Source organism: Aeromonas sp. QDB56, from assembly GCF_027705505.1.
Taxonomy (GTDB): Bacteria; Pseudomonadota; Gammaproteobacteria; order Enterobacterales; family Aeromonadaceae; genus Aeromonas; species Aeromonas caviae.
On sequence record NZ_JAPDBZ010000114.1, the window covers coordinates 1 to 13302 of the forward strand.

The following is a 13302-nucleotide window of genomic DNA, read 5'->3' on the forward strand; positions in this document are numbered from 1 at the left end:
TGCGCGAGCAGCTATCACCCAGTAATGGGAATCCCCCTCCTGTGACGCGAAGCGCTAAGGTGGGGGAGGATGTCAACTTTCATGTTCTTGGTGCCGCTGGCCCCGAGATTGGCGCTGACCGAGGGGGTGAGGTTGGTGTCAGCCAGATCGGCGCCGAGCAGGGCATTCTTGAGCTTGAGCCCGGCCACCCGCATGTCCGGGTTGGCGGCCAGCACCGCCTCGACCAGGCGATCGAGCGCAGGATCCTGGAATCCCTGCCACCAGGGGCCTGCCTGCTGCACGGTGAGACCCCGGCTCTCCTGCTGCCATGCTGGCGCCACGTCGAGATCGGGTCTGTGATAGGTGCTCTGCTGGCTGCAGGCACCGAGGCTGGCGGTGAGCATCAGGCTTAGCCCGAGCCTTGATAGGTTGTGCATCGTCATTCCCTCGCCAGTGCCTCCACCGGATCGAGCCTGGCCGCATTGCGGGCGGGCAGGTAACCAAACAGGATCCCGATGAGGGAGGAGCACCCGAAGGCCATCAGGATGGAGAAAAGCGAGAAGCGCATCTGGAAGCTTTCCACGAGCAGGGAGAAGAGAGCGCCGATGAGCAGGGCGAGGCCGATACCGAGCAGCCCCCCCAGCAGGCTGACCATCACCGCCTCGATGAGGAACTGTTGCAATATGTCGGATTGGCGGGCGCCGACGGCGATGCGGATCCCTATCTCCCGGGTACGCTCCACCACCGAGACCAGCATGATGTTCATCACTCCGACGCAGCCGACGATGAGGGAGATCACCGCGATGGCGGAGACCAGCAGTGTCAGGGTGGCGGTGGTCTTCTCCACCGATTTGACGATGCTGTCGCTGCTGAAGGTGAAGAAGTCCTTCACGCCGTGGCGCTGGATCAGCAGGGCGACTGCCGCCTGCTCGGCCAGGGCGGGCTGGACGCCGTCCTTGACCCTGATGGTGATCTGGGTGAAGTGCTGCTGGGAGAGGAGACGGCTCATGACGGCGCTGTAGGGGAGCCAGACATTGACCGACTGGCTGCTGCGGCCAAAGCCGGTCTCCTGGGTGACCACCCCCACGATGCGCACCGGCAGGGTGCCGACCAGCACCACCTGGCCGACCGGGTCCACCTTGCCGAGCAGGCTCTCTATGGTCTTGCCATCCACCACGGCGACTGCCGTCCGGTTGCGAATGTCCCGCTCATCGAGCAGGCGCCCCTGGGTGAGCGTCATCCCCTTGACCCGGAAAAAGTCGTTGCCGACCCCGATCACGCTGCCGCTGCTGGTTTTGTTGCGATAGCGAAGCTGGCCGGATGTCGCTATCTGGGGGCTGGCCCCCTCCAGATAGGGCTGGCCGAGCAGCGCGTCGAGATCCCGCTCGTTCAGGGTCTGGATGCTGGCGGCCTTCTCGTCTCCCCAGTCCTTGCCGGGGAAGATGTCGATGGTGTTGGTGCCCATGGCGTTGATGTCGTCGATCACCTTGGCGCGCGCCCCCTGACCGAGCGCCACCACGCTGACCACGGCGGCGATGCCGATGATGATGCCGAGCATGGTGAGGAAGGTGCGCATGCGATGGGCCAGCATGGCGTGCAGGGCCATGCGCCCCGCCTCCCGGTAGCGATCCCAGCCCCGGCTTGCGGTGTGGACGGCGGCGCCTGTGCCCTGTGCATCTTGCCCGACAGAGGGAGCGGCCAGCTGGCTGCCGTCACCTGGCTGCGGGTGGGTCGGCGTCCCGGATGGGGAGGCTGCGTTGTCATCGGTCGCCCGATGGCTGCTGTCCTCCACTACCCGCCCGTCACGCAGGGTGATGATGCGATCCGCATGGCTTGCCACCGCCATGTCGTGGGTCACCAGAATGATGGTGTGGCCCTGGGCGTGCAGCTCCTTGAGGATGGTCATCACCTCCTTGCCGCTTTGGCTGTCGAGAGCGCCGGTGGGTTCGTCCGCCAGGATCACCTCGCCGCCGTTGGCGAGCGCCCGGGCAATACTGACCCGCTGCTGCTGACCGCCGGAGAGCTGGCCGGGTCTGTGGTGGCTGCGATCCTGCAGTCCCAGGCGGGTCAGCAAGGTGCGGGCTCGGGCCTGGCGATCAAGGCGGGCAGTGCCGGCATAGATGGCGGGGATCTCCACGTTGGCGGCCGCATCCAGATGGGGTAGCAGGTGATAGCGCTGGAAGATGAAGCCGAAGTGGTGGCAGCGCAGCCGTGCCAGGGAGAGGGCATCCAGGGTCGCGGTGTCCTGGCCGCGAAACAGATACTGGCCCCCGCTCGGGCGATCGAGGCAGCCCAGCAGGTTCATCAGGGTCGATTTGCCGGAGCCGGAGGCGCCGACGATGGCCACCATCTCCCCGGCATCGATGGCGAGATCCAGCGGGTGCAGCACGGTCACTTCGTGCTCTCCGCTCTGGTAGCGCCGCTCGATGCCCTTGAGACGGATCAGGGGCTCGCTCACGGCTCCATCTCCCCTTCATCGTGCAGGGCCGGCTTGCCTTGCTCCAGGATCACCTTCTCATGCTCGGTCAGGCCGCTCACCACCTCAATCTTGATGTCATCCTTCATGCCGGTCTTGATGCGGCGGGTCTCTCTCTGATCCCCCTCCTTGAGCAGGCTGACCTCGTACTCGTTGTCGCCAGTCTTCTTGCCGAGGGCGGTCTGGGGAATGGCCAGTACCTGCTTGCGCTCGCCGAGCACGATGGTGACCTGGGTCGTCATGGCGACCCTCAACTGATGGCCGGGGTTGGGCACATCGAACAGGGCATAGTAGTAGATGGCCGCATTGCTGGTGGCCGTGGTGCTGGCCGTCTGCTCATTGATGTTGGTGGGTGCCAGCTCGACCGTGCGAAGGGTACCGTGGTAGCGAGTATCCGGATCCCCTATCAGGGTGAAATAGACCGGCATGCCCGCCTTGACACGGGTGACGTCCGCTTCGGAGATCTGGGCCTTGACCGTCATGGTGTCGAGATTGGCGAGCTTGAGCAGGGTCGGTACCGTCTGGCTGGCGGCCAGGGTCTGCCCCTGCCGGGTGACGATGGAGACGACGGTACCATCCATGGGGGCCTGAATGCGGTTGTAGCCGAGCTCTGTCTTGGCGCGCTCCACCTTGATGATGGCGTTGTCGATGTCGGCCTGGGCGCTTTGCAGCTCGGCCCGGGTGACGGCAAGCTGGGCTTCGGCGCTCTCCAGATCCGCACGAGAGCTCGCTTCCTGCCGAAACATCTGCTGCTGGCGGCGCCAGGCAAGCTCGTTCTGTTTGAGCTGTGCCTGCTTGATCTTGAGCTGGGCGCGGCGGCTGGCCAGCTCAGCTTCGGCGGTCTTGAGGTTGTTCTGGGCGATCAGGGGATCGATCTCCGCCAGCAGCTCTCCTTGTTTGACCTGTTGACCCGCTTCCACCGCGAGATAGGTGACCTGACCCGAGACCTGGGCCCCCACATCCACCTGCTCGATTGCCTGCAGTACGCCACTGGCGAGCACCGTCTGCTCCACATCCTGGCGGGTTACCGTTGCGGTCAGTACCGGGTCCGGTGTGTTGCCTGGCCAGGCCAGCCAGGTGACGAGAGGGATCAGCACAAGGGCGAGCAGGGCGAGCTTGCCGGGTTTTCGAAGAGCTTTCATTTATCACCTGAACGAAACGAGCGAAGGCGTGCAAGGGCCATATCGTGCAGCAAATGGCCCTCAAAAAGAAGCGAGCAATGTGTAAGAAATCGTGTGGTTCTGGCGGTGACGCAGTGGAGGAGGTCAAGCTGGGGGAGGATGACGGCGGGGCGTCAGAAACAAGAAGACCCGCTCAGGGAGCGGGTCTTGTGGTGTCAACCGACGGCTTTGAGCAAGGCGGCGTGAGGCTCGTGGCAGATCTGGATATCGAGGGGCAGTTTGTAGAGGAGCAGGCGGGCCAGCGAGCCCTCCATCCAGTGATGACGGCTGCCGACCAGCAAGAGATCGGCGGGGTGGGCGGTCAGCCAGCGCTGGAGATCCGGCACCACGTCATCCACCACCAGGCACTGGTAATCCACCGGATGAGACAGCTGGGTGATGAGTTCACTGATGATCGCCTTGGCATCCAGGGTGCCCTGGGCGCTGCGCTCCTCTTGTGACAGGGACAGACTATTGCGACGGGTCTTGCTGCTGTGGGTCAGGTGCAACAAGGTCAGGTTGGCGCCCAGCCCTTGTGCCAGACGGCTCGCCTTGGCCAGTGTCTCCTGCTCGTAATCCTTGCCTTCCAGCAACAGCACAATATTGGTCGGGCTCATAAGCAGTTCTCCTTGGCAGGTGCGGGTCAGACGGCGGAAGCGCGCTCCCATCCTCCCTTCCCGCGAAATGTCAGCTCAAACGAACCCGGTGTGTTTGCCTCAAGCGTCACCTTCTGTCGATGGCAACTGAAGGTACCGAGTCCGTTTACATCATCATAACAGACTGAGTTGAATGGAAAATGAAGGAGTGGGTCCGTTCGAAATGTGAATGAGTGCAACGAAGATGAGTGGTGTCCTGACCATGGCGATGGAAGCCCGACTGGGTGATGACCAGTCTGACAGACTCAGACTGAGCATCAAGACACGTGCCGCGGATTAGCCAGGGCAGCCCCTCGTTCTTTCTTGCGGCTCACGGCATCGGTCAACCAGGCCGGCGCCGTCGGCAAGAGGCTTCAACTGGCCACCGCGATGATGACTCGGTCAATCTGAAAGGGCCGACATGGACGGGAGGATGTCCCGCCCGCCCCGTGGTCAGCTTGCGAGCAACTCACGGGCATTGGCCAGGGTGTTGTCGGTGATCTGATCGCCCCCCAACAGGCGGGCCAGTTCGTTGAGCCGGGCGCCCGGGGTGAGTGCCTGCATCTGGGTTTCCGTTGTCTTGCCGTCGGTGTGTTTGCTCACCACCATGTGCTGGTGACCCTTGCCTGCCACCTGGGGCAGGTGGGTGACCACCATCACCTGGGTGGATTCGCCGAGCTGGCGCAACAGGCGGCCCACCACGGCGGCGGTCGGGCCGCTGATCCCCACATCCACTTCGTCGAAGATAAGGGTCGGGGTGGAGATCTTGCGTGCACTGATCACCACGATGGCGAGGCTGATACGCGACAGCTCGCCGCCGGAAGCCACCTTGCCAAGGGGTTGGATGGGCTGGCCCGGGTTGGTGGTGACCATGAACTCCACCCGATCGATGCCAAGGGGCGAGAGGCTGCTCTGGGCATCGGGTCGAACCTCGATGGCGAAGCGGCCATCTGGCATCGCCAGTTCGTGCATGCTGGCGCTTACCTTCGCGCCAAGCTCCTCGGCATAGCGCTGGCGACTCTGGCTCAGGGCCTCGGCGGCCTGCACGAAGGCCTGGCGGGCCGAGGCCAGCTCGTCTTCCATCCCCTCGAGTCGCTCTTCGTCGGAGTTGAGGCGGGCCAGATCGGCGGCCAGCTCCTGATGGTAGTGGGCCAGCTCCGCCGGTTTGACATGGTGCTTGCGTGCCAGGTTGATGGCCTTGGAGAGGCGGCTCTCCAGCTCGTTGAAGCGCTCTGGATCCAGTTCCAGCCGGTCGAGATAGCTGCGCAGCTCGCTGTGGCTCTCCTGTACGCCGATCAGGGCTTCGTTGAGCATGCCGAGCACGTTGCCAAGCCGGCTGTCCATGCCGACCAGGGTCTCGGCCCTGTCCACGGCCGTCTGCAGCAGACCGGCGATGGTGGTCTCTTCATTGTCATAGAGCAGATCGAGGCAATACCCGCACTCCTGCATCAGATCGGTGCCATTGGCGAGCCGCTGATGCTCCTCTTCAATCTCTTCAAACTCTCCCGGCTGAAGGGCAAATTCGTCCAGCTCCTGCACCTGGTATTCGATGAGTTGACGGCGGGCTTCCCGCTGCTGCTGCTCGGCCTTGAGCCGGTTGAGCTCGTTTTGCAACTGGCGCCACTGCTGGTAGTGGCGGCGCACATCGTCGAGGAGCAGATGATGACCGGCGTAGCCGTCCAGCAGGGCGAGCTGGTAATCGGGTTTGAGCAGCATCTGGTGAGCGTGCTGACCGTGGACGTTGACCAGCAGTTGACCCAGGTTCCTGAGCTGGGCGAGGGGGACGGGAACCCCGTTGATATAGCTGCGAGAGCGCCCCTCGGCGGACAGTACCCGCCGGACGATGCACTCACCGTCATTTTCAAGCTCGTTGGTGGCGAGCCAGGCCCGGGCGGCAGGATTACCCTCCAGCAGGAAGCGGGCACTCACCTCGGTCTTGTCGCTGCCCGGGCGCACCATGCTGGCTTCGGCGCGCTCCCCCAGGCAGAGCCCCAGAGCATCGATGGCGATGGATTTGCCCGCGCCGGTCTCCCCGGTGATGCAGGTCATCCCCGGTTGCAGATCGAGCTCGAGAAACTTGACGATGGCGAAGTTGTTGACGGTCAGCTGGGTCAGCATGGTCTCATCCTGTATGGGCCAACATTACTGTGTATGTATCCAGTATATACTGGTCTTATATACAGTAAAGTGGGCAGGGAGGATTTTTGCGAAACAGGGGGAGGGCAAGGATGTCAAGGCCGCGGCATGGGTGTGAGGCCGATCAGATGGCCTGCAAATCAACCTGCGTACCTGGCATGGGCTGAGGCGATGCGAGAAGCCACCTTGAGGGGCTCTCTTGTGGTGAGTGGCTGGCTGAGACACACTCGAAACAGTCCTGGTTGAGCCTGGGCTGTGTACAGACCTCTTCGCAAGGATGCGTCAAGATGATCCATACCCCAACCCTGCTGCTGATCTCCCTGGCAATCAACCTGATGTCGGGGCTGATCATGTTGTTCATCCACTCCTTGAAGCCAGGTCGAGGCAACTTTCTGTACTGGTCCCTCTCCGCTTTTCTCTTCTCCCTCTCCATCCTGCTGCTCAGTCTGGGGGTGTTGGGCGGCCATCCGGCGCTGGGCATCCGGGTCGGCGGCCTGGTCTCGCTCATGAGTATCCTGCTGTTGCTCGCCGGTTTTTGTGCGCTTTACGAGCGCGCATGGCATCCCCGTGCCGTGGGGGGAGGCGTGGCGGTGTTGCTGCTGCTCTATCTGGGACTGTCCAGCCTCGCCCCCGTGCGCATTGTGTTGGCTCTGATGGAGTCGATGTTGTACCTGTGGTGCGCCTGCCTCATCGTCTCTCTCGGCCGGCAACAGAAGCGGGTGCTCCATGCGGTGGCGCTCATTTACCTGCTGCATTTCACCATCCTGCTGAGCCAGGGGGGGCTGCTCTTGCTGGGAGTCGAAGAGCGGATGGGGGACGGAGGTTGGCTCGATCTCATCTTCTTCATGCACATGGTGCTGACCATCGGCTCGGTGTTGTTGCTGCCTCTGGTGGCCTATGTGGAGACGGAGGAGGCATTGCTGGCGCTCTCGGAGCGGGATCCCCTCACCGAGGTGCTCAATCGGCGCGGCCTCTTCAGGCACGGAGAGGGTACTACGCCTGGCCAGACGCGCTGCATGGTGGTCCTGGACATCGATCACTTCAAGCGGGTCAACGACCAGTTTGGTCACGGCTGCGGGGATGAAGTCATTCGCTATGTGGCCGGGGTGCTGGTGGCCGAGGTACGCAAGGATGATCTGGTGGGGCGCATTGGTGGCGAGGAGTTTGCCATCATCATGGGGGGCGTGAGCGGCCAGATGGCCCGCGACATCTGTGACCGGATCCGGCGCCAGATAGAGACGGGCTCCCGGCAGGGGGCCTGCCTGCCGTGCGAGGGGGTCACGGTGAGCATGGGGGTCGTGTGCGCCAGTGCCGAGGCTGACCTGGCTCTGATGCTGACCAAAGCCGATGCTGCCATGTACCGGGTGAAGGAAGCGGGGCGAAACGGGGTGCATCTGGCATTCGAGCCGGCACCGCCTCGGCTGGTCGAAAGCAGCGAGGGGTAGACCCTCGCCACAGGTGTTGCCTGGCTAGAAGAGCTTGCTGCCCCAACCGAGCTTGTTGCGCAGCACGTGGAAGTAGCTGTAATCCAGCGGATGCACCAGATGAAGCTTGTGGCTGCTCTTTTTGATGAGGATTTCGTCCCCCGGGTGGACCGCCAGGGTGACCTGGCCGTCGCAGCTCACTTGCATGGCGTCGTCCTGGTTGTCTGGCGAGACCAGCAGCCTCACTTCGCTGTCCGCATCCAGCACGATGGGGCGGCTGCTCAGGGTGTGCGGGAACATGGGCACCAGCGTGATGGCGTTGAGTTTGGGGGTGAGAATGGCGCCCCCTGCCGACAGGGAGTAGGCGGTGGAGCCGGTGGGTGTCGCCACGATGATGCCGTCCGAGCGCTGGCTGTACATGAAGCTGCCATCGATATAGACCTCGAACTCGATCATGTGGGCAATCTTGCCCGGGTGCAGCACCGCCTCGTTGACCGCGAGGTTGCTCGACTTGCGCTCCCCGTGGCGATAGACGGCGGCCTCCAGCAGGAAGCGATGCTCGCTCTTGAAGTGACCCGAGAGCACCTGCTCCAGGGGCAGCAGGTAGTCTTGGGGCGAGAGATCGGTCAGGAAGCCGAGGTTGCCGCGGTTCACCCCGATCACCGCCACATCGAACCGTGACAGCACCCGGGCGGCCCCCAGCATGTTGCCGTCACCGCCGACGACGATGGCGAGATCCGCCTGCTCGCCGAGCTGCACCAGATCCATCACGTTCTCCCCGAGCAGCCCCAGGGTATGGGCCACCCGGCTCTCCAGCAGCACGCGAAAGCCGCGGCTGGTCAGGTACTGATACAGGCCGGTCAGGGTCTGGTTGGCCCCCTCGTGATGGGGCTTGCCGATGAGGGCAACGGTTTTGAACGGAGAATCCATAGGTTATCGGGTCTGGGAGAGTCTTGGGGGGAGTATACCGCGCTTTGCCGGGGATTTGTCTGCCTCCGTGGCGGTTGGTGCAATCGGCCCCGAAAAGGGGCTGCCTGGCACGCGGATGGGCGCCATTGTGCCCGATCTGCCCTTTTCCCCTTGAAAGCCGGGGCTGTGTCCCCATAATAGCGCCAACACAGGGTCTGCTGGCGCGTGTCGCTTGTCTGAACGCCAGCCACCCTCACACGCAACCCCTGAATATTGGAGATGTCATGAGCCACGAAGAACAAAAGGTTGAAGCGATGGAGCAAGTGGAAGCCCAGCCAGTCGAACCGACCGATGTAGACAGTGAAGTGACAGCCGAGCAGGCCCGCATCGCCGAGCTGGAGGCCCAGCTGGAGGCGGCCCAGCAGGCTTCCCTGGAAGAGCGGGAGCGCGCCATTCGCGCCGTCGCCGAGATGGAGAACCTGCGTCGCCGTGCCGCTCAGGACGTGGAGAAAGCCCACAAGTTTGCACTGGAGAAGTTCGCCGCAGAGCTCTTGCCGGTGCTGGACAACCTGGAGCGCGCGATCGAGCTGGCGGACAAGGAGAACGACACCCTCAAGCCGATGATTGAAGGGGTCGAGCTGACCCTGAAATCCATGCAGAGCGGCGTGGCCAAGTTTGGCCTGGTGGCGCTGGACCCGACCAACCAGCCGTTCGACCCCAATGCCCACCAGGCCATGAGCATGGTGCCCAGTGCCGACGTGGCGCCGAACACCGTGATCGCCGTGATGCAGAAGGGCTACGAGCTCAACGGCCGCGTCATCCGCCCGGCCATGGTGATGGTCTCCAAGTCCGCTGACTGATCACGCTGTTCTCACCAAGCCCGCCGCTTGGCGGGCTTTTTGTTGGATGTGGCGCCAGAAAACGTGTCTGGTGTTATTTGGCTGTCAGGTGGCCTGTATGCAGGTTTTTTCAGGGCCGGACTTGAAGCGCCGACTTGAGACCCCATATAGGTTGCAAGGCCACGGCGGCACAAAAAATTTGATGCCGGGAGCTTGAAAGCCACAGTGGCAGGCCCCACCTAGCCGTTAACGTATCAAGGCGAGCCCCTCGCCAGTTTATTCAAAGTATTTGGAGATTCGTCAAATGGGTAAAATCATCGGTATTGACCTGGGTACTACCAACTCCTGCGTCGCTATTCTGGATGGCGACCATGCTCGCGTGATCGAGAACGCGGAAGGCGACCGTACTACTCCGTCCATCATTGCCTATGCCGATGACGGCGAAATCCTGGTTGGTCAGCCGGCCAAGCGCCAAGCCATCACCAACCCGAAGAACACGCTGTTCGCCATCAAGCGTCTGATCGGCCGTCGTTTCGAAGATGACGAAGTACAACGTGACCTGAAAATCATGCCGTACGCCATCGCCAAGGCCGACAACGGTGACGCCTGGGTTGAAGTGAAAGGCAAGAAGATGGCACCGCCGCAGATCTCTGCCGAAGTGCTGAAAAAGATGAAGAAGACCGCCGAGGACTACCTGGGCGAGCCGGTGACCGAAGCCGTCATCACCGTACCGGCCTACTTCAACGACGCCCAGCGTCAGGCCACCAAGGATGCCGGTCGCATCGCCGGTCTGGATGTAAAACGCATCATCAACGAACCGACTGCTGCGGCTTTCGCCTACGGCGTCAACAAGGTCAAGGGCGAGCGCAAGGTTGCCGTGTATGACTTAGGGGGCGGTACCTTCGATATCTCCATCATCGAGATCGACGAAGTCGAAGGCGAGACCACCTTCGAAGTGCTGGCAACCAACGGTAATACCCACCTGGGTGGTGAAGACTTCGACAACCGCGTCATCAACTACCTGGTTGACGAGTTCAAGCGCGAGCAGGGCATTGACCTGCGCAACGACCAGCTGGCTCTGCAGCGTCTGAAAGACGCCGCCGAAAAAGCCAAGATCGAGCTCTCTTCTGCCCAGCAGACCGACGTCAACCTGCCGTACATCACAGCAGATGCCACCGGTCCGAAGCACATGAACATCAAGGTGACCCGCGCCAAGCTGGAATCCCTGGTGGAAGACATGGTGAAAGACTCCCTGGAGCCGGTTCGTGTCGCCCTGAAAGACTCCGGTCTGGCGGTTGGCGAGATCGACGACGTCATCCTGGTGGGCGGTCAGACCCGTATGCCGCTGGTTCAGAAGACTGTGGCCGACTTCTTCGGCAAAGAGCCGCGCAAAGACGTCAACCCGGACGAAGCCGTGGCCATGGGTGCTGCCATCCAGGGTGCCGTACTGTCCGGTGACAAGACCGACGTACTGCTGCTGGACGTGACTCCGCTCTCCCTGGGGATCGAAACCATGGGCAGCGTGATGACCGCGCTCATCGAGAAGAACACCACCATTCCGACCAAGAAGTCCCAGGTGTTCTCCACCGCCGAAGACAACCAGTCTGCCGTGACCATTCACGTGCTGCAGGGTGAGCGCAAGCGCGCCAGCGACAACAAGTCCCTGGGCCAGTTCAACCTGGAAGGCATCCGCCCGGCACCGCGCGGTCTGCCGCAGATCGAAGTGACCTTCGACATCGATGCCAACGGCATCCTGCACGTCTCCGCGAAAGACAAGGAGACCAACAAGGAGCAGAAGATCACCATCCAGGCCTCTTCCGGTCTGTCTGATGACGAGATCGAACGCATGGTACGCGAAGCCGAAGCCAACGCGGCCGAGGACAAGAAGTTCGAAGAGCTGGTGCAGGCCCGCAACCAGGCTGACGGTCTGGTCCACTCCGTGCGCAAGCAGGTCACCGAAGCCGGTGAAGCTCTGCCTGCCGACGAGAAGACCAAGATCGAGACTGCCCTGAGCGAGCTGGAATCCGCCATCAAGGGTGACGACAAGGCTGCCATCGAAGCCAAGCAGCAAGCGCTGCTGGAAGCGTCCCAGAAGCTGATGGAGATTGCCCAGCAGCAGGCTCAGGCGCAAGGCGCCGCCGGTGCTGACGCCGGTCAGTCCTCCTCTTCCGCCAAGGCTGACGACGACGTGGTCGACGCCGAGTTCGAAGAAGTGAAAGACGACAAGAAATAAGCCCGACCCGGATGGGCGAAGTCCGCTTCGCCCATCGGCTCAGAATCTGTTCACGGTCTGTCGCGAGAGGCCGTCAGCAAGGTAAAGAGCAGCGCAGGAACCGGAGCGTATATATATACGTGAGGATTCCGAGCAGCACATGAGCCTTGATCACGGCTTCGTAGTAAGAGTGTGAGCAGATTCGTCAATGAATTTACGGGCGTTGGGTAACCAACGCCCGTCTGCGTAACTGCTGATATAGCAACAGGATGAGTATGTCGAAGCGCGATTTCTACGAAGTGCTCGGGGTGTCGAAAGGTGCCGACGAGCGCGAGATCAAGAAGGCGTACAAGCGTCTGGCCATGAAGTATCACCCGGATCGCAACCAGGGTGATGCCGGGGCTGAAGAGAAGTTCAAAGAGGTCAAGGAAGCCTACGAGGTCCTGACCGACGAGAACCTGCGTGCCCGTTATGACCAGTACGGTCATGCCGGGGTGGATCCGAGCCAGGGTGGCGGCCACGGCGGCTTTGGCGGTGGTGCCGATTTCGGCGACATCTTTGGCGATGTGTTTGGCGACATCTTCGGTGGTCGCGGGGGCGGTCGTCGCGGCCCGGCCCGTGGCGCCGATCTGCGCTACAACATGGAGCTGACGCTGGAAGAGGCGGTGCGCGGGGTCTCCAAGGAGATCAAGATCCCGACCCAGGTCCACTGCGAAGTGTGCAACGGCTCCGGTGCCCATACTGGCAGCTCCGCCCAGACCTGCCCCACCTGCCACGGCTCCGGCCAGGTGCAGATGCGCCAGGGCTTCTTCGCGGTGCAGCAGCCCTGCCCCCACTGTCACGGTCGCGGCAAGATCATCAAGGATCCGTGCCGCAAGTGCCATGGGGAAGGGCGCTATCAGAAGACCAAGACCCTGTCGGTCAAGATCCCGGCCGGGGTCGATACCGGGGATCGCATCCGTCTCTCCGGCGAAGGGGAAGCGGGGGAAACCGGCGCATCGGCGGGGGATCTGTACGTACAGGTTCACGTGCGCGAGCACGAGATCTTCGTCCGTGACGGCAACGACCTCTACTGCGAAGTGCCCATCAGCTTCACCACGGCGGCGCTCGGCGGCGAGATTGAAGTGCCGACCCTAGATGGCCGGGTCAAGCTCAAGGTGACCCCGGAGACCCAGACCGGCAAGCTGTTCCGCCTGCGGGGCAAGGGCGTCAAGTCCGTGCGCTCCGGCCAGGTGGGGGATCTGATGTGCAAGGTGGTGATCGAGACTCCGGTCAAGCTGACCGAGACCCAGAAAGATCTGCTGCGCCAGCTGGACGACTCCTTCAGCGGCGCCGCTGCCAAGACTCACAAGCCGAAATCCGAAGGCTTCTTCGAAGGGGTGAAACGCTTCTTCGACGACCTGACCAAATAAACGCGACCCGCGTTACCCAAGCCGGCACGGATGTGCCGGCTTTTTTTTTGGTTCTTCGCGGGATCTTGGGGAAGTGGAAGTTGACAGACAGGGTGCTGGTAAACTGGCTGTCTCCAAACA

At 62.4% G+C, this 13302-nt stretch carries 9 protein-coding genes and 1 pseudogene; 4 read left to right on the forward strand and 6 right to left on the reverse strand.

Going from position 1 to position 13302, the window contains the following annotated elements; translation table 11 throughout:
* Positions 1 to 77 precede the first annotated feature (77 nt).
* The 5 genes and pseudogenes from OKB81_RS15525 to recN all read right to left on the reverse strand — a co-directional run.
* Positions 78 to 422, reverse strand: a pseudogene (locus OKB81_RS15525) (efflux transporter outer membrane subunit); the annotation flags it as partial.
* Positions 419 to 2437 carry a MacB family efflux pump subunit gene (locus OKB81_RS15530; RefSeq protein ID WP_270666124.1) on the reverse strand — a complete coding sequence of 673 codons (2019 nt, stop codon included), beginning with the start codon at positions 2435 to 2437 and terminating at the stop codon, positions 419 to 421. The pseudogene OKB81_RS15525 and the gene OKB81_RS15530, both read right to left, overlap by 4 nt.
* Entirely contained in the window at positions 2434 to 3597 is a 1164-nt protein-coding gene (locus OKB81_RS15535; protein WP_216986813.1) for an efflux RND transporter periplasmic adaptor subunit, read from the reverse strand. The genes OKB81_RS15530 and OKB81_RS15535 overlap by 4 nt, the downstream gene beginning before the upstream one ends.
* 194 nt (positions 3598 to 3791) lie before the next feature.
* Positions 3792 to 4232, reverse strand: coding sequence for a universal stress protein (locus tag OKB81_RS15540; RefSeq protein ID WP_049636816.1), 441 nt, complete (start codon positions 4230 to 4232; stop codon positions 3792 to 3794).
* Between the two features lie 471 nt (positions 4233 to 4703).
* Positions 4704 to 6368, reverse strand: coding sequence for a DNA repair protein RecN (gene recN / locus OKB81_RS15545; protein WP_069785328.1), 1665 nt, complete (start codon positions 6366 to 6368; stop codon positions 4704 to 4706).
* 305 nt (positions 6369 to 6673) lie between these two features.
* Between recN and OKB81_RS15550 the strand changes: the two genes are divergently transcribed.
* On the forward strand, positions 6674 to 7831 hold the full coding sequence (locus OKB81_RS15550; RefSeq protein ID WP_160837213.1) for a GGDEF domain-containing protein: 1158 nt from the start codon (positions 6674 to 6676) through the stop codon (positions 7829 to 7831).
* 24 nt (positions 7832 to 7855) lie between these two features.
* Here the strand turns inward: OKB81_RS15550 and nadK are convergent, their stop codons facing one another.
* On the reverse strand, positions 7856 to 8740 hold the full coding sequence (nadK, locus tag OKB81_RS15555) for an NAD(+) kinase (RefSeq protein ID WP_010673644.1): 885 nt from the start codon (positions 8738 to 8740) through the stop codon (positions 7856 to 7858).
* Positions 8741 to 9003: 263 nt separating this feature from the next.
* Between nadK and grpE the strand changes: the two genes are divergently transcribed.
* The 3 genes from grpE to dnaJ all read left to right on the forward strand — a co-directional run bounded on the left by grpE (position 9004) and on the right by dnaJ (position 13182).
* Positions 9004 to 9579 carry a nucleotide exchange factor GrpE gene (gene grpE, locus OKB81_RS15560; protein WP_029314044.1) on the forward strand — a complete coding sequence of 192 codons (576 nt, stop codon included), beginning with the start codon at positions 9004 to 9006 and terminating at the stop codon, positions 9577 to 9579.
* Between the two features lie 283 nt (positions 9580 to 9862).
* On the forward strand, positions 9863 to 11791 hold the full coding sequence (gene dnaK, locus OKB81_RS15565) for a molecular chaperone DnaK (RefSeq protein WP_010673646.1): 1929 nt from the start codon (positions 9863 to 9865) through the stop codon (positions 11789 to 11791).
* Positions 11792 to 12045: 254 nt separating this feature from the next.
* Positions 12046 to 13182 (forward strand): molecular chaperone DnaJ, encoded by a 1137-nt coding sequence (dnaJ, locus tag OKB81_RS15570; protein WP_045524008.1) that lies wholly within the window; start codon positions 12046 to 12048, stop codon positions 13180 to 13182.
* Positions 13183 to 13302: the final 120 nt, after the last annotated feature.